Annotated in this window: 19 protein-coding genes; 14 read left to right on the plus strand and 5 right to left on the minus strand. The window is 43.7% G+C overall.

Translation table 11 applies throughout. The annotated features are described in order from the left end of the window. Positions 1-4,632, plus strand: a 4,632-nt coding sequence (locus G511_RS0115700; RefSeq protein ID WP_028470482.1) for an SdrD B-like domain-containing protein, incomplete at its 5' end; no start/stop codon positions are given. Between the two features lie 104 nt (positions 4,633-4,736). Here G511_RS0115700 and G511_RS0115705 read toward each other — a convergent pair. After that, on the minus strand, positions 4,737-5,660 hold the full coding sequence (locus tag G511_RS0115705) for a ketopantoate reductase family protein (protein ID WP_028470483.1): 924 nt from the start codon (positions 5,658-5,660) through the stop codon (positions 4,737-4,739). 132 nt (positions 5,661-5,792) lie between these two features. On the opposite strand from G511_RS0115705, the gene G511_RS0115710 reads away from it, so the two are divergent. Next, on the plus strand, positions 5,793-6,275 hold the full coding sequence (locus G511_RS0115710; RefSeq protein WP_028470484.1) for a YajQ family cyclic di-GMP-binding protein: 483 nt from the start codon (positions 5,793-5,795) through the stop codon (positions 6,273-6,275). A gap of 234 nt (positions 6,276-6,509) precedes the next feature. Here the strand turns inward: G511_RS0115710 and G511_RS24555 are convergent, their stop codons facing one another. The 4 genes from G511_RS24555 to G511_RS0115735 form a co-directional block, all read right to left on the minus strand. Further along, positions 6,510-6,680, minus strand: coding sequence for a hypothetical protein (locus G511_RS24555; protein WP_169565790.1), 171 nt, complete (start codon positions 6,678-6,680; stop codon positions 6,510-6,512). Positions 6,681-6,822: 142 nt separating this feature from the next. Then, entirely contained in the window at positions 6,823-7,050 is a 228-nt protein-coding gene (locus G511_RS0115725) for a hypothetical protein (RefSeq protein WP_028470485.1), read from the minus strand. Positions 7,051-7,151: 101 nt separating this feature from the next. After that, positions 7,152-8,540 carry an AmpG family muropeptide MFS transporter gene (locus G511_RS0115730; RefSeq protein WP_028470486.1) on the minus strand — a complete coding sequence of 463 codons (1,389 nt, stop codon included), beginning with the start codon at positions 8,538-8,540 and terminating at the stop codon, positions 7,152-7,154. A 110-nt stretch (positions 8,541-8,650) separates the two neighbouring features. Then, positions 8,651-9,412, minus strand: a complete 762-nt coding sequence (locus G511_RS0115735) for an SDR family oxidoreductase (RefSeq protein WP_028470487.1) — start codon at positions 9,410-9,412, stop codon at positions 8,651-8,653. Between the two features lie 313 nt (positions 9,413-9,725). On the opposite strand from G511_RS0115735, the gene G511_RS0115740 reads away from it, so the two are divergent. From G511_RS0115740 to G511_RS0115795, 12 genes are all read left to right on the plus strand, one after another. After that, the gene (locus G511_RS0115740) at positions 9,726-10,220 is read left to right on the plus strand and encodes an FxsA family protein (RefSeq protein ID WP_028470488.1); all 495 of its coding nucleotides are present in this window, start codon (positions 9,726-9,728) and stop codon (positions 10,218-10,220) included. Between the two features lie 151 nt (positions 10,221-10,371). Then, a complete protein-coding gene (locus G511_RS0115745) occupies positions 10,372-10,665 on the plus strand; it encodes a co-chaperone GroES (protein ID WP_028470489.1) in 294 nt (97 codons plus the stop codon). A 68-nt stretch (positions 10,666-10,733) separates the two neighbouring features. After that, positions 10,734-12,386: a chaperonin GroEL gene (gene groL, locus G511_RS0115750; protein ID WP_028470490.1), complete on the plus strand. Its 1,653-nt coding sequence runs from the start codon at positions 10,734-10,736 to the stop codon at positions 12,384-12,386. A gap of 207 nt (positions 12,387-12,593) precedes the next feature. Further along, a complete protein-coding gene (locus tag G511_RS0115755) occupies positions 12,594-14,147 on the plus strand; it encodes an ABC transporter substrate-binding protein (RefSeq protein ID WP_028470491.1) in 1,554 nt (517 codons plus the stop codon). Between the two features lie 161 nt (positions 14,148-14,308). Further along, positions 14,309-15,286: an ABC transporter permease gene (locus G511_RS0115760; RefSeq protein ID WP_028470492.1), complete on the plus strand. Its 978-nt coding sequence runs from the start codon at positions 14,309-14,311 to the stop codon at positions 15,284-15,286. Continuing rightward, positions 15,286-16,236, plus strand: a complete 951-nt coding sequence (locus G511_RS0115765) for an ABC transporter permease (protein ID WP_028470493.1) — start codon at positions 15,286-15,288, stop codon at positions 16,234-16,236. Before G511_RS0115760 ends, G511_RS0115765 begins: the two co-directional genes overlap by 1 nt. 3 nt (positions 16,237-16,239) lie before the next feature. Further along, positions 16,240-17,232, plus strand: coding sequence for an ABC transporter ATP-binding protein (locus G511_RS0115770; RefSeq protein ID WP_028470494.1), 993 nt, complete (start codon positions 16,240-16,242; stop codon positions 17,230-17,232). A 1-nt stretch (position 17,233) separates the two neighbouring features. Beyond that, positions 17,234-18,253 (plus strand): ABC transporter ATP-binding protein, encoded by a 1,020-nt coding sequence (locus G511_RS0115775; protein WP_051222149.1) that lies wholly within the window; start codon positions 17,234-17,236, stop codon positions 18,251-18,253. Positions 18,254-18,372: 119 nt separating this feature from the next. Then, positions 18,373-19,509: a M14 family metallopeptidase gene (locus G511_RS0115780; RefSeq protein WP_036552259.1), complete on the plus strand. Its 1,137-nt coding sequence runs from the start codon at positions 18,373-18,375 to the stop codon at positions 19,507-19,509. 52 nt (positions 19,510-19,561) lie between these two features. After that, the gene (locus G511_RS0115785; protein ID WP_028470497.1) at positions 19,562-20,509 is read left to right on the plus strand and encodes a LysR family transcriptional regulator; all 948 of its coding nucleotides are present in this window, start codon (positions 19,562-19,564) and stop codon (positions 20,507-20,509) included. 2 nt (positions 20,510-20,511) lie between these two features. After that, positions 20,512-21,831, plus strand: coding sequence for a Xaa-Pro dipeptidase (pepQ, locus tag G511_RS0115790; RefSeq protein ID WP_028470498.1), 1,320 nt, complete (start codon positions 20,512-20,514; stop codon positions 21,829-21,831). Positions 21,832-21,917: 86 nt separating this feature from the next. Then, entirely contained in the window at positions 21,918-22,937 is a 1,020-nt protein-coding gene (locus G511_RS0115795) for a hypothetical protein (protein WP_028470499.1), read from the plus strand. The last annotated feature ends 9 nt before the right edge of the window (positions 22,938-22,946 follow it).

The raw sequence follows: 22,946 nt of genomic DNA on the forward strand, positions 1-22,946 counted from the left end.
ACCGCTGATAATGCAGGCAACGCAGGTTACTACCTGTTTGATAACCTGACACCAGGCGACTACAGCGTTGAGTTCGTAGCACCAAACGGCTACAACTTCACACAGCAGGATCAGGGCAACGATGCGTCTGACTCTGATGCCAACGTGACGACTGGTCGTACCGTGACAACGACACTGACCTCTGGCGAGAACGATCTAAGCTGGGATGCAGGGCTCGTTGCTGAAGTGCAGAATGCTTCTTTGGGCGATAAGGTATGGCTCGATAAAAATTGTGATGGTATTCAAGATGCAGATGAAGCAGGTGTAGCAGGCGTAGCTGTTAACTTGTTGGATGCATCAGGTGCTACTGTAGCTACAACGTCTACAGACGCTGCTGGTGAATATTTGTTCACTGATTTAGTGCCAGGCACTTACAGTGTTTCCTTTACTGCACCGAGTGGTTACATTTTCACAGACCAGGATGCAGCGGCTGATGATGTTGACTCAGATGCAAACTCAAGCGGTGTAACTGGGCAGTACGTTTTAGCAGCAGGTGATAATAACCTAACTGTTGATGCGGGCTTAGTTGAGTACACCACTACGGATGTTTCTTTTAACTTTAACGGTAGTTCTTCTGGTTCTGGTACTTATGGAAACATTCGTAGCTATACAGAGAATGGCGTGACTGTTAATGCGAGTGCTTTCAGTCGATGTGATGCAACTAATACTTGGGATACTGCATACCTTGGTGCATTCTCTGGTGGTTTAGGTGTTACTAACCGTGGAGAGAGCGGTTCTGGTAGAAGTCATACAGTTGATAACAGTGGTAATGATGATTACGTACTGTTCGAGTTTAGCGATATTGTAACTATCGATAGTGCTTTCTTGGGCTATGTTTACAACGACAGTGACATGAGTGTTTGGGTTGGCACCGTTGATGGCGCATTTGATAACCATTTAACACTAAGCGACTCTGTTCTAGCTGATATGGGCTTTAGTGAAGTTAGCAACGGTAGCAGCAGCACACGCTTAGCTGACCTTAATGCTGGCGAACTTGCGGGTAATGTACTGATTATTGCAGCTAAAACTACTAGCTCTAATGACTACTTTAAAATCGAGCATTTGAACGTACAGGTGAAAGAAGCTGCTTGTGATACAGGTGCTTGCGCCCCTATCGTTATCGAAGCGGAAGATATGCAGCGCTGTGACTATAGAATTGAGTCTAATAGTGATGCATCTGGCGGGGCTGTTGTTAAATTGACTGACTACGACGGCTATGTGAAAACTACCTTCGATGGCCCAAGTGGTAACTATGACTTCACGTTGAACTATATCGACGAGAATGATGGTTGTGGCATGCTGAAGATTAAGATTAACGGCACGACTGTTAAGACGATCAACCTTGATCAGCAAGTGGGTGATCATACGAATGGCTTCACATCAGTGACAATTGATGACCTCCAATTGAATAAAGGTGATGTGATTAAAGTTGTTGGTTGGAAAGAAGGAAGTGAGTATGCACGTATCGATAGTATTGTATTGGAGAACTGCGATACAGCACCTACTAATGAAGCTCCAGTAGACGGCGACGAGTGTGTGACTGTTTCTGAAAGTGATGGTCGTCAGACATTAGCAACTAACGCGCTGGCAAATGCTACGGATGCTGATGGTGATTCTGTCTTTGTTAAATCTCTGGAAGGTGAAGACTTAACAAACGGTGGTGATGATTGGGCTGTGGCTGTTGGTGACAATGGTGGACTACTTTACATCTATGCTGATGGTACGGTTGAATTTGATACAAACGGCGAGTTTGACGCGCTAAATGCGGGTGAAACAGCGGCTACTTCTTTCACATATGTAGTAAGTGACGGAAAAGGCGGTGAGAACGAATCGACGTATAAAGTTATCGTGAACGGTGAAAGTGTACCGGGTGCTTCTTTGGGCGATAAAGTATGGCTCGATAAAGATTGTGATGGTGTTCAAGATGCAGATGAAGCCGGTGTAGCCGGTGTAGCTGTTAACTTGTTGGATGCATCAGGTGCTACTGTAGCGACAACGTCTACTGACGCTGCTGGTGAATACTTGTTTACTGATTTAGTGCCAGGAACTTACAGTGTTTCCTTCACAGCACCGAGTGGTTACATTTTCACAGACCAAGACGCAGCGGCTGATGATGTCGACTCTGATGCAAACTCAAGTGGTGTAACGGGTCAGTACGTATTAGCAGCAGGTGATAATAACCTAACTGTTGATGCTGGTTTAGTTGAGTACACCACTACGGATGTTTCGTTTAACTTTAACGGTAGCTCTTCTGGTTCAGGTACTTACGGAAACATCCGTAGCTACACAGAAAATGGCGTGACTGTTAATGCCAGTGCGTTCAGTCGCAGCGATGAAACTAATACATGGGAAACAGCATATCTAGGAACTTTCTCTGGCGGTTTAGGTGTTACTAACCGTGGTGAAAGCGGTTCTGGCAGCAGTCACACGGTTGATAATAATGGTCGTGATGATTACGTACTGTTTGAGTTTAGCGACACAGTAACTATCGATAGTGCTTTCTTGGGCTATGTTTACAACGATAGCGACATGAGTGTTTGGGTTGGAACCGTTGATGGTGCATTTGATAGTCACCTGACACTGAGTGACTCTGTTCTTGCTGATATGGGCTTTAGCGAAGTAAGTAACGGTAGCAGCAGCACACGCTTAGCTGATCTTAACTCTGATGAGCTTGCGGGTAATGTGCTGATCATTGCTGCTAAGACTACAAGCTCTAATGACTACTTTAAAATTCAGCATTTAAACGTGCAGGTTAAAGAGTCTGTTTGTGAAAGCGGCGAATGTGCACCAATCATCATCGAAGCAGAAGACATGCAGCGTGTTGATTACACGATTGAATCCAACTCAGCAGCGTCAGGCGGCGCAGTGGTTAAGCTTTCTGATCATGATGGCTATGTTAAAACCACCTTTAACGGCGACAGCGGTAGCTATGACTTCACGTTGAACTACATCGACGAGAATGATGGTGCCGGTATGCTGAAAATTAAGATAAATGGTACAACCGTTAAGACGATCAACCTTGATCAGCAAGTGGGAGACCATACCAATGGGTTCACATCGGTTACTATTGATGACTTACAGCTGAACACTGGCGACACCATTAAAATTGTGGGTTGGTGTGAAGGATCTGAATACGCTCGTATTGACAGCATCGTACTGAAAAACTGTGATACGGCTCCTCTGAACGTAGCTCCAGAAGACGGTGATGAATGCGTTACTGTTTCTGAAAGTGATGGTCGCCAGACATTGGCAACCAACGCGCTGACAAACGCAACGGATGCTGACGGTGACTCTGTCTTCGTTAAATCGTTGGAAGGTGAAGACCTTACCAATGGTGGCGATGATTGGCATGTAGCTGCGGGCGACAATGGTGGACTACTCTATATCTACGCTGATGGTACGGTTGAGTTTGATACAAACGGTGAGTTTGACGCTCTGAACACTGGCGAAACTGCGGCGACTTCTTTCACATATGTAGTAAGTGACGGGAACGGCGGTGAGAACCAATCAACGTATAAAGTTGTAGTAAATGGTGAAGGAGCTCAGAAAGCATCATTAGGCGATCGTGTTTGGCATGATAAAGACCAAGATGGCTATCAAGATTCTTCTGAAAGTGGGATTGATGATGTTCGTTTAGATCTTTATAAGTGGACTGGAAGCACAACAGTTTGGGCTGCTAAAACTTATACCGATGCTAATGGTGATTACTCATTCAACAATCTAGATGAAGGTTACTATTATATTCGCGCTGATAAGAGCACATTGCCGTATGGCTATGAGTTTACCGGCAAGGATAGAGCAAGCGATAGTTCTGACTCTGATGTGAATAACAGCGGTAATACTTCTTGGATCTGGTTGGATGAAGGCGAACAGGATAACAACTGGGATGTTGGTGCTTATTACTGTCCTATCGTAGTTGACTTGGATGGTAACGGTGTACAAACACTGAGTGTTGAAGCCGGTACTCGTTTCGATATGGATAATGATGGGTCAGCTGATAGCACGGGTTGGATTTCTGGTTCGGATGCTTTCATTGTTCATGATGTAAACGGTAACGGTGTAGTAGATAACCGTAGTGAGATGTTTGGTGGCGATAATACCGGTGACGGATTCCGTAAGTTAGCTGGATTTGATACTAACGGTGATGGTGTCATTGACCTTTCGGATGATGCGTTTGCTCAACTACAAGTTTGGCAGGATGCAAACGAGAACGGTATTACTGATGCGGGTGAATTAAGCTCACTGACTGATGCTGGTTTAGCTGAATTGGATGTGCAGTTTGAAACACGTACTGAAGGTGCTGAAACAGAGCAAAATGGTAACCGTTTGCTAGATTGGTCTACTGCTGAGCAGACTGATGGTTCGAAAGTTGATCTTGTTGATGTGTACTTCGCTAAAGGCGATGGCATTGATTTGAGCAATGTAGAAAGCCTTGAGTCTTCTGTTACAAGTCAGACTAGCCTAAGCTCGCTGGATCTTGGAATGGATCAGAATGATTTTGCCTATGACGGTGCTGTATCGAATGCATTTGATGCCCTGGATATTCCAGATATGGCTATCTTAGGCACTGCTGATGAGCATCAAATAGTGTAATTATCGACGAGTAAGTTAAAAAGGCTCAGCGTTCTCGCTGAGCCTTTTTTGTTTCTGGGGCTGAAAATTTAGATTTGGTAGCGCAGGCTTTTGGTTGTTCGCCGCTAAGTCGGTGGAGTTACTGACGAGAGTTGTTTGATTTGTTGTAACAACATACGGTTTTCAGGCGCATGGCACTCAAATTTATCCGCTTGTTGGCATAAAAATCCGGTAATTTGTTCAATCTCTGTCGGTCTGTTCTGTTTAATGTCCTGCAACATAGAAGAGTAGTTTTCTGCGGTTGTGCTGGCTATTAACCTAGCCATTTCATATAAAGGTTTATCAAATAAATCTTGTCCACAGGCGGCAGCGATTTTTTCGACCTCCTCACATATTTTCTGCATTTTATTAGCAAGGGTAGTGTCTGACACTAGTATTCCATTTTTGCAGTTATTTAATGCAGTCAAAGGATTAATCGCCGCGTTAATAGCAACCTTACACCACAGCTTGTGTTCTATATTTTCGCTAGTAGTTATCTTTAAATCGCCGCAAGGAGTGGGGATTATATTATCCAAAGATGGCTGCGCTTTCATTGAAATAGCTCCAATGAGCGTTTCTCCATGGCCAGCTCTTACAACATGATAAGGGGCACTGAGGTAGGCACCGTCGGTTGTTGTTGCTGCCCAGATAGACAACTCTGGGAAAAGCTTAACGGCTTCCTGTTGAGGCCCTAGACCGTTTTGCAGTAATACCACATTAGTATCACTGCTTAGTCGATCTGCGACTGACTGTAATGCGCTAATGGTGGAGTAGGCTTTGGTGCAGATCAGCAAGTTTTTGATGGGGGTATTGTTTTCCGCAAGCTCTGCACCAACATTGAATGTACTGGTTTCGCCATTAGTAGACTGATAAATGATGCCTTGGCTTTCACTTAATTGCTGGAGGCGTTCTTTACTGCGAAGAATTAAAGTAACATCGTGTTCGGATTTATAAAGCTGTGCAGCCCAGATACAGCCGATGGCGCCAGCGCCTAGAATATGCCAATGCATAAATATCCATTAAGTAGCGCATCATAATAACGAGAATTGCTTTTCAGCTTGATGCATAAGGTGAAAAGCCTCGCTTGCTTGGTTAAAATAACGCAGCTAATACTGTAATAAAAGTCATTGAGGAAAACGAGTATGCCATCATTCGATATTGTTTCTGAGCTGGATAAACACGAAGTCACCAATGCGGTGGATCAAGCTAGCCGAGAACTACAGACACGTTTTGATTTTAAAGGTGTTGCCGCCAGATTTGAATTGAATGGTGACAATGTAAACATGGAAGCAGAAGTCGATTTTCAGCTTCACCAAATGCTGGACATGTTACGCTCTAAGCTGATAGCTCGTGGAATTGATACTAAATGCTTGGAAGTAAAAGACCCTGATACATCGGGTGTTAAAGCACGCCAAGAGTTAGCGATTAAGCAGGGGCTTGACCAGCCAGTAGCTAAGAAAATTATTAAAGTAATAAAAGACGCTAAATTGAAAGTTCAAACGCAGATTCAAGGAGAGAAGGTGCGTGTGACGGGGAAGAAACGAGATGATCTTCAGCAAGCGATGGCATTATTGAAGGACTCAGATATTGAGATGCCGCTACAGTACAATAATTTTCGAGACTAGTAGTCAGTACACAAGGGGTCGGCATTAGAATAAGCCGCCCCTTGAGCAGTCGCTAAAAAGCAGTATTACTTGCTTTTTTTAAGCTGCTTTTTCAGCTTCTTGATTTTGCCTTCTTGCTTCTCGATTTTTGCTGCACGTGCTTTGATTTCGCTTTTAACTTCTTTTGTAGTTACTTTAGACATTTGAACTTCTCCATTTAATTTCCATGAGTATTGCTTTGCTGGTTAAACAGCCTTAGTTTTTAGGCTCTTGTCCTTGCTCCGCAATAAAACTACGTATAAACCGGCGTAACTCTCGAGCTGCACTCGTATCCAGTTCATCACATAATGATACAAAATCATTACGCTCATCTTCATTGATACGAATCACAAGCTGGCTATTTTTTGGTTTCTTTTTTGTACCCATCTCCTAGGACCTCAGTAGGTAATGTGAGAAAAATACATCAGAAAAGCGTGCTTGTATGCATATTTAAAGTACATCTTATGTATATACGTTGTGATGCATAATCTAGTTTAAGTGACATGAAGTCAACAATGTCATAAAAAGTTCATATTGCGTTGTCTTCAACTAGGAACGATAAAAGAAATAGCTCTTTAATAAGTTCTTGTTCATTCGTTCTTGGATCAGAGAAGTCGGCAGGGCAAAGAGATCCAGTGGCTATCATCTCTTTTACTTGATCACCATTCCATTGAATGACCGGTATCTTACGAGCTTTATGGATAACTTTGATGTATGGATCAGCTCGTTCCAACCAGGCGTTTATTTGATAGGTCATGATTTATCCTCCGTGTGGTATAGAGGAAGAATAGAGTAATCATTCAGTAATGTAAATAGAAATCATTATCATTCGTGTTTGGTGTTAATGTATTTGATTTGTCACAACTTGGTGTTAATAGGAGTAACGCGTGCCGCCATCCATACCAGAATTAATACAGGAAGCCCAAGTATGGCTGTCCCGGTAAAAAACCAGGTGTAATCGAAACTATCAACAATACCACCTGAAAAACCACCTAAAAATTTAGGGAAAAGCAGCATGACAGAACTAAATAGTGCATATTGAGTTGCTGAATACTGGATATTAGTAAGGCTTGATAGGTAAGCAACAAAAGCGGCTGTTGCAATACCTCCGCTGAGGTTATCTAAGGAGATGACGATAGTTAGCATCGTAGTGTTGTGGCCTACCATGGCTAACCAAGCAAACAGAAAGTTCGTGCCGGCTGCCAGTAATGCCCCTGCGAAAAGAATCTTCATTACGCCAAAACGGCTGACTAAAATTCCACCTAAGCCAGCGCCAACAATTGTCATAATAACGCCATAAATCTTAATAATTTTAGCCACTTCTTGCTTACTGAATCCCATGTCGACATAGAATACATTAGCGATAATTCCAAGAATGACATCTGATATACGGTAAGTTCCGATGAGGGCCAAAATGATAATGGCTTGTTTTCCGTAACGCTTAATGAAATCTGAAAATGGGCAAAGTATGGCAATATAGCTCCAACCCAAAAAGCGTGATAACCACAAAGGTAAATGCGCCATTTTTTCCGCTTTCTCAGTGATGTCTCGTTGCTGTTGTAGTGTTTCTCGGTCCATCTCAACTGCAGGAGGTTCAGCAATCACTAGAGTAGTAATTAGCCCTGTTCCCATGAGCGCCGCCATGCAAAGGTAGGCTACTTGCCAAGAATGTTGAGAGTAGATGCTAGGGTCTATCTCTATCCATGCTGCGAGTGCTAAGACGCCGGCTCCAGCAACGATCATAGCTAATCGGTAACCTGCCATATAGGTCGCTGCCATTGCCGCTTGCAAGCGCTCACCGGCTGATTCAATGCGGTATGCGTCAATGACAATATCTTGAGTAGCTGAACTAAAAGCAACCGCGATAGCCAGTAGTGCCATGTATTCCAAGTGCAGTAGTGGGTCAGAGAAGGCCAGTCCTGACAAGCTAGCAATTAATAAGCACTGTGAAAGGAGTAGCCAGCTTCTACGCCTGCCTAGCCAGTGAGAAAGAAAGGGAAGGGATAGACGGTCAATAAGGGGAGCCCAGAGCCATTTAAATCCATAAGCAAGCCCAACCCAAGAGAAGTAGGTTATAACACTGCGCTCAACCCCTGCTTCTCGTAACCAGAAAGACAGTGTTCCAAAAACCAGTAATATTGGTAACCCTGAAGAAAAACCAAGAAACAATAACGCAATAGCACGCGGGTGAAGGTAAATTTTTAGTGAGTCTAGCCAGGTATTGGGTAGCGAATCTACTGATGACATGGAGAAAACCTTGGTAATCGATGCGCGCTATTGTGTCCGGCTTAGGGGAATATGTAAACGCCATCAAAAAAGCCGACATGAAGTCGGCTTTTTTAAAACAATGGCTGGCATTAGATGCGCAGTGCACCATCTACTTCGATGCAACGACCGTTAACATAGTCATTCTCAAGAATGAATGTCACTGTTTTTGCGATCTCTTCTGGTGTTCCCAGACGTTTTGCAGGGATACCTGCAGCAATTTTTTCTAGCGCTTCTGGCTTCATGCTAAGTACCATCTCAGTACCGATGTAACCTGGAGCAATAGACGCTGCACGTACGCCGTAACGTGCTAGTTCTTTGGCCCATGTAACAGCCATGGCTTGAACACCTGCTTTGGTAGCAGTGTAGTTAGTCTGGCCCATGTTGCCTGAACGTGAAACAGAAGAGATGTTAACGATACATCCTTGTGAGCCTGTTTCGATCATTTTAATAGCAGCTTCACGGCCACAAAGGAAAGTACCTGTTAGGTTTACATCCATAACCAAGTTCCATTGGTCCATAGACATTTTCTTAACGACTTTGCCGTCTTTTACTTTAATAAACAGGCCGTCACGTGTGATACCTGCATTATTCACTAATCCGTGCAGTGTACCAAAGTCAGCTACGACGTCATCGAAAAGCTTTTCAACGCTTGCTTCGTCAGCAACGTTAGCGATGTATCCGCGAGCTTCAACGCCTTTTTCCATGCAAAGACCAACAGTAACATCCAAGTCTTCTGCGTTTAGGTCGGCCAGTGCTAATTTAGCACCGTGTCCTGCTAGTTCTAAAGCCATTGAACGACCTAGTCCGCGGCCGCCACCAGTAATAACGATAACTTTATCTTTCAATTCCATCGTAGGGTGCCCTGTTCTATGATTGCTACTTATCTAATTTGTTATTGTGCACTGCAAAATATTGCAGTGCAACAAACATAGTGGGTGGTTTCTAAAAAGTCTATCAGTAATTTGTCGTTGATACGGGAATGTATGTATTTGGTATGAAAGTTTTAAGACAGGTAATACCTTATAAGTATTTGATTATTAAGTTTTTAAAAAAATTATGTAATAAACTCTTTGCTATAAAAAACAATATTCTTAGACTATGGTCTAATTATTGAATATTTTTCTATCATCTGGTCTGATAAACGAAATTATGTAGGTTCTTACTATGCCAGTTCTTTTTTTGCTTTTTATTTTGATACCCATTGTAGAAATTACAGTTCTCATTAATGTCGGACAAACCATTGGTACCTGGTACACCGTTGGTTTAGTTTTATTGTCGGCTTTTATTGGTGTCAATATGTTGAGGTACCAAGGCTTGTCTACCTTAGCCCGTGCACAGCAACGGATTAGCTCTGGTGAAATGCCTGCGCAAGAAATGGTTGAAGGGCTGGTGCTTGCAGTTGGTGGTGCATTATTAATAACGCCAGGCTTTGTTACTGATTTCATAGGCTTTTGCTGTTTAATACCTATTACTCGGCAGGCATTTGTTAAAGGGTTGATGAAGCGCTTTAAGGTCGTGTCTATGTCAAAGCAACAGCCGTTTGGTCAAAACGATGCATTTGATGAGTCTAAGTTTGATCAGAAACCTCCCTTTAAAGATCCTTCAAAGCCGCCTCGTCAAGGCGATATCATCGATGGTGAATTTCGTCGTGATGATTAATCTGTAAATTTATCTAAAAATATTCCTGGCGGGTGTTGAAATGTACCCGTGTGCCCCCACTTAAGATAACAACCGGTAACCAGATGGTTACGGTCTTTGACTTATCAATAGCCTTATCGCGTTTTGATTAAACCATCAGGAGAGAAATTAGATGAAAATTCGTCCGCTTCACGATCGTGTAGTAGTTCGTCGCAGTGAAGAAGAAAAAACAACAGCTGGCGGTATCTTGCTACCAGGTTCTGCTGCAGAAAAGCCGAATGAAGGTGAAGTTCTTGCTGTTGGTGAAGGTCGTGTACTTAAGAATGGTGAAGTACAGCCTTTGTCTGTAAAAGTAGGTGACAAGATCCTATTTGGACAGTATGCAGGTTCTAACATGGTTAAGATCGACGGTGAAGAGCTGTTGATTATGAACGAAAGCGAAATTTACGGTGTTTTGGAAAACTAATTCCAACACTTTTACTGCTATCGTCATTTTATTATTAACGAATTAATAAGAAACAGGATTTAGAAACAATGGCTGCTAAAGACGTACGTTTTGGTAATGATGCTCGCCAGCGAATGCTGGAAGGTGTAAATGTTCTAGCTAACGCTGTTAAAACAACACTGGGCCCTAAAGGTCGTAATGTTGTATTGGATAAAGCGTTTGGCGCACCTACTGTCACTAAAGATGGTGTATCTGTAGCTAAAGAGATCGAACTAGAAGATAAGTTCGAGAACATGGGCGCGCAGATGGTTAAAGAAGTTGCTTCACAAGCTAACGACGTAGCGGGTGACGGAACAACGACTGCAACTGTACTAGCTCAGGCTATCGTATGTGAAGGTCTAAAATCAGTTGCTGCGGGTATGAACCCAATGGATCTGAAACGCGGTATTGATAAAGCTTCAGCAGCCGTTGTTGCACAGCTTAAAGAAATGGCTGTTCCTTGCGCTGATACTAAAGCGATTGCTCAAGTAGGTACTATCTCTGCAAACTCTGATGACGTTGTTGGTCAGCTAATTGCTGAAGCAATGGAAAAGGTAGGCAAAGAAGGCGTTATTACTGTTGAAGAAGGCACTGGCTTAGACAATGAGCTAAATGTTGTTGAAGGTATGCAGTTTGACCGTGGTTACCTGTCTCCTTACTTCATTAATAACCAAGAGAGCATGACGGTTGAACTAGAACAGCCTTATATCCTATTGGTTGATAAGAAAATCTCTAGCATCCGTGATCTACTTCCTACACTAGAGCAAGTAGCTAAGTCTTCACGCCCATTGTTGATCGTTTCAGAAGATGTTGAAGGCGAAGCGTTAGCAACTTTGGTTGTTAACAACATGCGCGGAATCGTTAAAGTAGCTGCTGTTAAAGCTCCTGGTTTTGGTGATCGTCGTAAAGCAATGCTTGAAGATATCGCTGTATTGACTGGCGGTACTGTTATTTCTGAAGAAGTAGGTCTGAGCCTGGAAACAGCGACTCTAGAGCACTTGGGTCAGGCTAAGCGCGTTACTGTTACTAAAGAAAATACTATTGTTGTTGATGGTGCAGGTAATGCTGACGCTATCGAAGCACGTGTTAACCAGATTCGTGCTCAGATCGAAGATACTTCTTCAGATTACGACCGTGAAAAGCTGCAAGAGCGTGTTGCTAAGCTAGCTGGCGGTGTTGCTGTTATTAAGGTAGGCGCAGCAACTGAAGTTGAAATGAAAGAGAAAAAAGCGCGTGTTGAAGATGCATTGAATGCAACACGTGCAGCTGTAGAAGAAGGCGTTGTTCCTGGCGGTGGTGTTGCCTTGGTTCGTGCTCTACAGGCTATCGAAGGTATGGAAGGTGAGAATCACGACCAGACTATCGGTATTCAGTTGGCTTGTCGTGCAATGGAAGCTCCTTTGCGCCAAATCGTTAGCAATGCTGGCGGTGAAGGTTCAGTTGTTGTTTCTAAAGTACGTGAAGGTAAAGGTTCTTTCGGTTATAACGCGGGTAACGATACTTACGGCGATATGCTTGAAATGGGTATCCTTGACCCAGCTAAAGTTACACGTTCTGCTTTGCAGGCCGCCTCTTCTGTTGCGGGTCTAATGATCACAACTGAAGCAATGGTTGCTGATAAGCCTCAGGAAGCTGGCGCAGCTGCTGGCATGCCTGACATGGGCGGCATGGGTGGAATGGGAGGCATGGGCGGAATGATGTGATTTAGCTCATAGCTTTTAAAAAAACCCGACCTTTGGTCGGGTTTTTTGTTTTTATCTTATTGTAAAATAAGCACTTATTTTGTTATTTAGATTCTGTATAGGCTCACTCGTAATCTCGATTGGTATGTTGGCAGCGTTCCGGTAGTCTGGTTTTAGTCCTCATGACTACAAAATACCCTAACAAAAAAATTAAAAAGGGATACCGAGATGAAAAAGACCGCTTTGCTATTCGCAGGTGCAGCACTTGCGTTGAATATAGCCAGTGCACAAGCTGCCACCTTAAGAATGGCTTATGACGCCGACCCTGTTTCTCTTGACCCATATGAGCAGCTTTCCGGCGGTACATTGCAGTTATCTCATATGACCTATGACCCACTAGTTCGATGGGATAGGAATTTAGGTTTTGAGCCCCGTTTGGCTGAAAAGTGGGAACGTATTGACGATAACACTATGCGTTTTCATTTGCGCAAAGGCGTAAAGTTCCACAGTGGTAATGAACTCTCTACAAAAGATGTTGCTTTTACCTTTAAGCGCTTGCAGGACTCGCCTGACTTTAAAGGTGTATTTGCTCCGTTCAAGGCATTAAATGTTATCGATGATCACACTTTTGATTTAGTCACGGCTGAGCCGTTTCCTCTGATCCTTAATAACATGACTTACCTTTTCCCGATGGATAGCGCTTTCTTTTCAGGAGAAGACGCGAACGGTAAGCCAAAAGACATGCTAGTAAAGCATGGTGATTCTTTTGCATCACGTACCATTTCTGGTACAGGACCTTACACTGTTTCTTATCGTGAGCAGGGCGTTAAAGTTGAGTTTTCTCGTAACGCGGACTACTGGGATAAAAATTCTCCAGGTAATGTTGATAAGATCGTTTTCACACCGATCAAAGAAGCACCTACGCGTGTAGCGGCATTGTTGGCAGGTGATGTGGACTTTATTGCTCCGGTTCCACCAACGGATCATAAGCGTATTAAAAGCAGTGATAATGTTGAATTGGTAACCATGAGTGGTACCCGCATTATTACATTCCAGATGAACCAGGAACGTAATGAAGCCTTTAAAGATGCGCGCGTACGTACAGCGATTAACTATGCGATAAACCAAGAAGGTATCGTTAAGAAAATCATGAAAGGCTTTGCGACACCTGGTGCTCAGTTCTCACCAAAAGGCTATTTAGGCCATAACCCAGCATTAACACCACGTTATGACCTGAAAAAAGCTAAAGAGCTAATGAAAGAAGCTGGGTACAGCGAAGGTTTCACCGTCACAATGATGGCGCCTAATAACCGTTATGTGAATGATGAAAAAATTGCTCAGGCAGTTGTTTCTATGTTGGCAAAAATCAAAATTAAAGTTGATTTGAAAACTATGCCAAAAGCTCAATACTGGCCTGCATTTGATGAGCGTGCGGCTGATATGATGATGATTGGTTGGCATTCAGATACTGAAGATACCAACAACTTCTTCGAGTTTTTATCAGCATGCGCCAATAAAGATACCGGTGCCGGGCAATACAACAGTGGTAACTACTGTAACCCTACGGTTGATGCCATGATGATCGAAGCAAATTCAACGACTGATCCTGAAAAGCGTGCCAGCATTATGCAGGCGATGGAAAAAACTGTGTATGACGATGCTGGGTTTGTCCCACTTCACTGGCAGAACCTAAGCTGGGGAGCACGTAAAGGTGTTGAAATTGCACCGATTGTTAACGGTATGAACTTCCCATATATCGGTGACCTTATTATCAAAGAGTAGACCTCTTTGAATTAAGCCTCGCGTTTTGTAATGCCTGGATACGCCATTATGTATTCAGGTGTTACACATAGCCTTTGGGGAGTATTGCTCCCCACCTAGAATAAAAAGCAGATAACCCCTGGCTTTGTGAATCACATCGCCAAACCCTAAGGCTGATAATCATGATTGCGTTTTTTGTAAAACGATTTTTTCAAGCGGTTGTAGTGATGTTTGTCATCAGCCTTATTAGCTTCTCTATTCAGGATAACTTAGGTGATCCTCTAAGAGAGCTAGTAGGGCAAGCAGTGTCAGAAGAGGAGCGTCAGGCATTACGTGAAGAGATGGGATTAAATGACCCGTTTCTTGTGCAATATGTGCGCTTTGCCAAAAAAGCAGTGCAGGGTGATCTTGGTGACTCCTATTTTTTCAAAAAACCTGCTTTTGAAGTTATTATGAAAAAATTGCCAGCAACATTGGAACTGGTGTTTGGCGCTACCATTATTATCATTCTTTTTTCAGTACCTATCGGTGTTTACTCCGCGATTAATCCTCAGAGTTGGTTTTCAAAAACCGTAATGGGATTAAGTATTGTCGGAATATCTATCCCCGTATTTTTGACGGCGATAGGGCTTATTTACCTATTCGCGATTGAGTTGAACTGGCTGCCTTCTTATGGCCGCGGAGAAACCTCTAATGTGATGGGCTTCTGGGAGACAGGCTTGCTGTCGGCAGATGGGTTGAAACATCTAATATTACCTAGCTTTACACTCGCATCTATTATGTTGCCGTTGTTTATTCGACTGATTCGGGCTGAAATGATGGAAGTACTGCAGTCTGAGTATGTGAAGTTCGCTTGGGCAAAAGGTATCTCCCCACGACGTATTTACTTTGTACACGCACTCAAAAATACCATGTTGCCAGTGATTACCGTGGGCGGTGTGCAGATAGGCACCATGGTGGCTTACACCATTTTGACAGAAACCGTTTTCCAATGGCCTGGTATGGGTTTTCTGTTTCTTGAAGCTGTGAATCGAGTCGATACGCCATTGATTGTGGCTTACCTGATTGTGGTGGGTGCAATCTTTGTTGTTACCAATACCTTAGTTGATCTGATCTATGGTTTGGTTAATCCGACAGTAAATCTGGCAGGTAAAAAATAATGTCTGAACCTACTCTAAATATGGAACAGCCCCCTACGGCTTTACAGCGTTTTAAAGCATCACACTTTTGGCATAGCTTTAAAATTGATCGTGTCGCACAACTTAGTTTTTTGATTTTTTTGACATATGCAGTGCTGGCTATATCGGCTTCATTTATCGCACCGTTTGATCCGTACGATGCATCACAAATTGATATTATGAACTCTGAAATCCCCCCTAGCTGGCAGGAGGAGGGTGAAGAAGGATTTCTATTGGGCACTGATGCACAAGGTCGCGATATGCTGTCGACGATCCTCTATGGCACGCGAGTATCTTTGATGATCGGTCTGTGTGCAGTGGCTTTACAGGCGCTGCTGGGTATCGTCATTGGTTTAACGGCGGGCTATATCGGTGGGCGAGTCGATAGCTTTTTGATGCGTATAGCGGATATTCAGTTGTCTTTCTCGACGCTAATGGTCGCTATTATTGTGTTGGCTGTGTTTCAAGCAACCTTTGGAACCGAACTGTATCAACAGCTTGCCATGATTATGTTGATTCTGGTGATTGGAATCGCTGAATGGCCACAATATGCACGTACTATTCGTGCCTCAGTGTTGGCTGAAAAAAAGAAAGAGTATGTTGATGCTGCTAGGGTTATGGGCTTTGGGCGATTAAGAATCATGTTCCGCCATATCTTACCTAATACGCTGTCACCCATTCTTGTTATCTCTACGGTACAGATCGCGAATGCGATTATATCTGAAGCGTCCTTGTCCTTTTTGGGGCTAGGTATGCCGGTTTCACAACCATCGCTTGGGTCACTGATTTCTAGTGGATTTGAGTATATTTTTTCTGGCGCATGGTGGATTACGGTTATACCTGGCGTTGTTCTTATCGTACTGGTCCTTGTGATGAATTTACTCGGTGACTGGATGCGCGATGTTCTTAACCCAAAACTGTATAAGGGGTAATGCATGCCTTTGTTAGAAGTTAACAACTTAGAAGTGTGCTTTGGCCTTCGCAGTGGCGCGGTTAAAGCATTACGAGATGTCAGTTTTACATTGGAACGCGGTGAGCGCCTTGGCGTTGTTGGTGAATCAGGTGCAGGTAAGTCAGTATTAGGTTTCTCGATTATTAATCTATTATCACGCCCCGGCCAGATTTCATCAGGGAGTGTTCATTTTGAAGGGAATGATCTGGCAAGCTTAGCGCCTGGTGAGCTGCGCTCGATTCGCGGTAATCGTATTTCGATGATTTTCCAAGACCCGATGATGACTTTGAATCCTGTGCTAACGATCGGCGTACAGATGGTGGAATGTCTATTGGCGCATCGCAAGATTTCTAAAGCAGATGCAAAACGTATTTCCTTGAAAAAATTGCAGCAAGTACAGATCCCATCGCCTGAGAAACGTTTGGATCAATATCCGCATGAGCTCTCTGGTGGTATGCGCCAGCGTATTGTTATTGCTATCGGCCTGCTACTTGACCCGGACATCATTATTGCAGATGAGCCAACAACGGCACTGGATGTGACCATTCAAGCTGAAATCATGGATTTAATGCTCAATCTTTGTGAACAAAATAATGTGGCATTGATCCTGATTACCCACGATTTAGGGGTTGTTTCACAGGTAACGCAGCGTATGTTGGTGATGTATGCAGGGCGTATTATTGAGCAAGGGCCGACTAAGGAGGTCATTAATGATGCTCAGCACCCGTATACCCAAGGGTTAATGAATGCCTTGCCGCAGATGGCAATTCCAGGCCAGAAACTGAATCAAATTAAAGGCACTATGCCGCCTTTACAGCGCATTCCTAAGGGTTGTTCGTTTAACCCGCGTTGTGAATATGTCATGGATGTATGTAAACAGAAACTGCCGTCTTTCACTGAGTCGGGTAACTGTCAGGTTGCTTGTCATATGGTGGCTGAATCAAAGCAAGATAAATTGCTGGTCAAAGAGGTGTAAGATGGCAGAGCAAAATAATTCACTGGTACAAGTGAGAGACTTGTATAAACGTTTTTCTATCTCCGGCGATTTGCTAGATCAGCTGCAGTTTAAAGGCGGAAAACTAACGCGCCATCAAGAGTATGTGCACGCCATTAATGGTGTATCTCTGGATGTGAAGAAGGGAGAGGCGCTGTGCGTGGTAGGTGAGTCTGGTTGTGGTAAATCAACCGTGGCTAGAACAGTGATGGGGTTATTAACTCCAACCGCTGGGCAAATCTCTTATCGTGGTGAGCGAATTGATAATTTGAGCGATAAGCAGATGCTGCCTTATCGTAAAAAAATGCAGATGATTTTTCAGAACCCCTATGCATCATTAAATCCACGTATGACCATTATGGAAACGTTGAAAGAACCCATTCGTTTTCATAACCCGTCGATGGCATCGGCGGAGGTAAACGACATAATAGCAGAGGTCATGTTGTCGGTAGGTGTTGATCCCAGTTGGGGGGAGCGCTACTCGCATGAGTTTTCTGGTGGGCAGAGGCAGCGTATTAGTATTGCGCGTGCACTAGCGGTTGATCCTGAGTTCATCGTGGCCGATGAGCCTATCTCAGCGCTAGATGTGTCAATTCAGGCGCAAGTGCTGAATTTAATGATGGATGCGCAAGAGCAGCGTAATTTGACTTACCTGTTTATTACACACGACCTTTCTGTTGTTGAACACTTTGGTACACGTGTCGCTGTTATGTACTTGGGTACCTTGTGCGAATTGGCGCCAACTAAGCAGCTGTTTTCTAGTCCTCGCCATCCTTATACACAGGCGCTGATGTCGGCTATTCCTCGTTTAGAAGATGATCGACCCGACTACATCAAGCTTAGCGGTGAAGTACCCACACCCGTTAACCTGCCTTCTGGTTGTGTGTTTCATGGCCGTTGCCCTCATGCTAACGAGCGTTGTAAGCAAGAGATCCCTGTGCTGACTCTTCTCGATGATGGTACTCAGGTTGCTTGTCACGGTGTTGAAGAGAATCGCCTGTAATTTAGATTGATAGCTTAGGTCTATGGCTTGGGTCTATAGTTTAGGCCTACAGCTTAGACGCAGTGATGTCTAAATTTATATAGCTACTTTTACATAGCGCTTTTTATATGGGTACTAGCATGCTTAAGATTAGCAGTCAGTTTGATGCTGGCAATATCGAGGTTGTTGAATCTTCCTCGGTACAAGATATTCAGTTAAAGATTCGTAAAGACCAAAGTTCAGATTTTTTTCAATGGTTCTACTTTCGTGTTCAAGGTGGTGCTGGCGAAGCACTGCGTATGCGTTTGCTTAATGCAGAGGATGCGGCTTACCCTGATGGTTGGGATAATTATAAGGCTGTTGCCTCTTATGACCGACAAGAGTGGTTTAGAGTACCGACATGCTATGAAAATGGAGAGTTGATTGTTGAGCATACGCCTGATCAAGGCAGCATTTATTATGCTTATTTTGCGCCGTATAGCTTTGAGCAACATCTGGACTTAGTTGCCTCTGTTCAGCAGTCTGAGCTATGTGAGGTTCAAGATGTTGGTAGCTCATTAGATGGCCGAGATATTAACCTCTTGCGTATTGCTTCTGATGAGGCGGATGTTGCAGGCAGAATTAATGTGTGGGTAACGGCGCGCCAGCATCCGGGAGAAACCATGGCAGAATGGTTTGTTGAAGGAATGTTAGAGCGCTTGCTTGATGAAGAAGATGCATTAGCTAGTTCGCTTTTAGAACGTTGCGTGTTTTGGATCGTACCTAATATGAACCCTGATGGTTCAGTCCGTGGGCATCTTCGTACCAATGCTGTTGGCACTAATCTTAATCGTGAATGGCAAACACCGACATTAGAAAAAAGTCCTGAAGTTTTATATGTTAGAGATCAGATGATAGCTAATGGTGTTGATCTGTTCCTTGATATCCATGGAGATGAAGCGTTACCGTGTAATTTCATTGCCGGGCAAGCGGGCGCGCCAGATGTTACCGATAAGATTCTGGCTGAAGAAGCGCAGTTTGAAGAAGACCTTCGCCGTGTTAATCCTGACTTTCAGCTGGAAAGAGGGTATGAACCCGGTAAATTTGGGCCAGAGACCCTAACCGTAGGTTCGTTTTGGGTGGGTGATCATTTTAAGTGCCCCGCAATGACCTTAGAGATGCCGTTTAAGGATCATGATGAACGTCCTGATCCTGTTTATGGTTGGTCGCCAGAGCGCTCCCGAAAACTTGGGGCGTCTATTCTGAATCCAATCAAAGATTGGTTGTCGACTCGCTAATTTTCAGTTTTGAGGCTTGTATGGAGCTTATAACATGCGGAGCATATAGCGTATGGAGTTGAGGTGGTTAGATGATTTTATCGCCTTGGCTGGTACTCGTCATTTCTCTCGAGCAGCGGAAGAGCGTAATGTTACTCAGCCTACGTTGAGTCGTCGCATTAAATTACTCGAAGATGAGATGGGGGTGACGCTGATTGACCGAAATACTCTGCCGTTGAGCTTAACCCCCGCCGGAGAGATTTTTCTTTCTGGGGCAGAGAACATGTCGCGCATCGCTCGTGATACAAAATCTCAATGTCGTGAGATACGTAAGCAAGTAGAAAGTCGTTTACGTTTTGCCACCACGCAAACACTTTACTTGTTGTTTTATAGGAACTGGTTGATGCCAGCTTCTGAGCGACATAATATTCCAATTGACTTAAATCTGAACTCAACATCGTGGGCTGCCAGCGACTTTGTTGCCGCGTTAACACAAGGGCAGTGCGACCTAGTGCTGTGTTATTGGCATCCCTTGATAAATTTCATACAAGAGCTTGAAGGCCCCGAGTTTGAATACTTAGTGGTATGCGATGAAGAGCTAGTTCCCGTTACGGCGTTAGGGGAAGATAACCAGCCTCTCTTTCAGCTTCCTGGGAGTCCTCGTAACCCTCTTCCTTATATTAGCTATCACGCGAGCTCATTCTTAAGGCCGTTGGTTGATCATTCCCTACTTAAAGTAGCTCAGCCCCCAGATCTGGTTACTATCAATGAAAATATGCACTCGGTAAGTGTGAAGGCCATGATTAAAGAGGGTTTTGGTGTAGGTTGGTTACCAAAGCGTTTGGTGAGCGAAAGCCTTACATATAACAGCCTTTCGCTGGCGGGGAATGAGCAATGGAATATTCCACTACAAATTCGTTTATACCGTTTGAAAGATAGCCACCGTGCAACGCTTGATCCTTTTTGGGAAAAAATGCGTGAAGAACTACAAACAGACGGACTCATAGAGGTGCAGACTTAATTATGGAAGCTCTATTTAGAGATCACCTAGCTATCCTTGTGCAACGCTGCGCTGCTTTGTTTGAGCAAGAGCAATTGGATGCCATGTTAATTCACTCCGGAAGTACTAAAAATTACTTTCTTGATGACTATGCACCGGCATTTAAGCCCAATCCACACTTTGTACAATGGATGCCGTTTCTAACAGAGCACCCAGAATGCTGGGTACTTATCAAGCCTGGCTGTAAACCGAGCTTATATATCTACTCGCCTGATGATTTTTGGCATATGACAGCGACAGAGCCCGCTGATTTTTGGAGTGAACTATTTGATGTTCACTTATACACAGATCAAGCAGCTCAGCTAAAACAGATCAGTATTAATGGTGATGTAGCATTGATATCTGAAAATAATATTGAGCTCTCGCATTTAAAACTGAAGCATAATCCAGAGTCGTTGATGCATGCTTTGCATTACCAGCGTGCAGAAAAAACGGCATGGGAGCAACGCTGCATTCGTGAAGCTAACCGCATTGCGATTAAAGGCCATCGCTTTACACGACGTGGGTTTTTTGAAGGCTTAAGTGAGTTTGAATTACATCAAGGTTACCTGAGTGCCACGACTCATCTTGAACGTGAATTGCCTTACAGCAATATTGTTGGCCTTAATGAGCATGCCGCTGTACTGCATTACCAGTATAAAGATCGTATTGCTCCTTCGCAGCACCATACTTTACTGGTGGATGCTGGGGCTGTATGCCATGGCTATGTAGCGGATATTACACGTACGGTAAGCCAAGGTAGTCAGGATTTTCAGGCCTTGTTGACTGCGATGGACCAAGCGCAACTAGCACTGGTTGAAACAATTAAACCGGGCACCTCTTTTATTACTCTTCATGAAGAGATGCACCAGAAATTGTTTTCTATATTGTCCAATGCAGGAATCATTGAGCGTGCAGCACTGCTCGATCCTTTAGATAAATTATCGATTACACGCACTTTTTACCCGCATGGGCTAGGGCATTTATTGGGAATACAGGTACATGATATTGGTGGTTGGCAGCAAGACAGCGAAGGGCTAATACAAGCGCCACCGGTGCAGCATCCATTTTTACGTTTAACACGTACGTTGACAGAAAATATGGTGGTTACTATTGAGCCAGGTTTGTATTTTATTCCGTTACTACTGGATCAATTGAAGTCTACACCACTTGCTCGCCATATTAACTGGGAGTTAGTGAACGAACTAACACCATGGGGAGGCATTCGTATTGAAGATAATGTGTGTGTTACCTCTACAGGTGTTCAGAACTATACTCGCGATGCACTTAATGGATTGAATTAGCAGACAATCTACAGAGCAGGACTTTTGTTGCTTGTTTAAAGCTGGTAATTTGTGGACAGTGTTTTTAAATAAGGCAAAAAGTCCTGATGAGTCATGATAATAACGATCTACAGGTGCCAAATTTAGGGCCTGCAGATCGAAGCCCCGCACCTCTTAACGTCGATCAATCTGGCAAGAAAGTACATTCTGAACACCCTGCTGCTGCCGGAAACAATAATGGCGGTTGGACGACGACATTAATTCTGGTGTTATTGACGGCTGCGTGCAGTGGTTTAGGTTATGTCGGGTTTGGTATACAGCAAGCGATGGTTCAGCAACAGCAATCATTAAATAGTGCATCGGATCGTATTAATGAACTCGAAAAGCTGCTCAATGTTGCTAATGATAGTGCCGTGCAGACAGGTGAAACTTTAGAGCAGAAACTAGTCGCGGTGAATCAAGATGCTATAGAAAAATATACCCACTACGATACTGAAATAGCTAAGTTATGGGATGTTGCTAATAAACGCAATAAAGCGAGTTTAGATGCATTAACGGCTGACCTGAAAAGCTTGTCCACTCGTGTTGATAAGTCAGAGAAGTCTGGTAGTAAATTAACTAAAAGCCAGGCAGAGCAAGCAAAACAAGTCAGCGGTCTTGCTAAAGAGATTGCTCAAGCTAGCTTGTTAACGACGAAAGTGACGGCTGTTGATAAGCAGTTAAATGAGTTAGTAAAAATAAATGGCCAATTATCTAAAGACCAAGAGTCAGTAGGTAAAGAACAAACAAAATTAAGTGCCAGCACTGCTCAAACTCTTGCCGCATCAAAGAAGAATCTTGTCTCGCTGAAGCAGAGCCTGGCAACGTTACAGACACACATTGCTATTGTTGAAGAAACATTAGGTGACGAGCAATCACGCCAACTATCCTCTCTTAAAAAGCTAACCAGTCGATTAAGTACGCTAGAAAAACGACCTCGCAGCTCTGCAGGAAATGTTGCATCGAGGGTGCGCGTAAATGAGCAGGCAATTAGCGCCATTGATGGCACGCGTCGTCAAATGAACAGAGATATGATGTCGTTACAGCGAAAAGTAAACGCGTTGAGTGTGCGTATTAATAAGCTTTAAAGGCTTGTA

Source organism: Neptunomonas japonica DSM 18939, assembly GCF_000422765.1.
Classification (GTDB): Bacteria; Pseudomonadota; Gammaproteobacteria; order Pseudomonadales; family Balneatricaceae; genus Neptunomonas; species Neptunomonas japonica.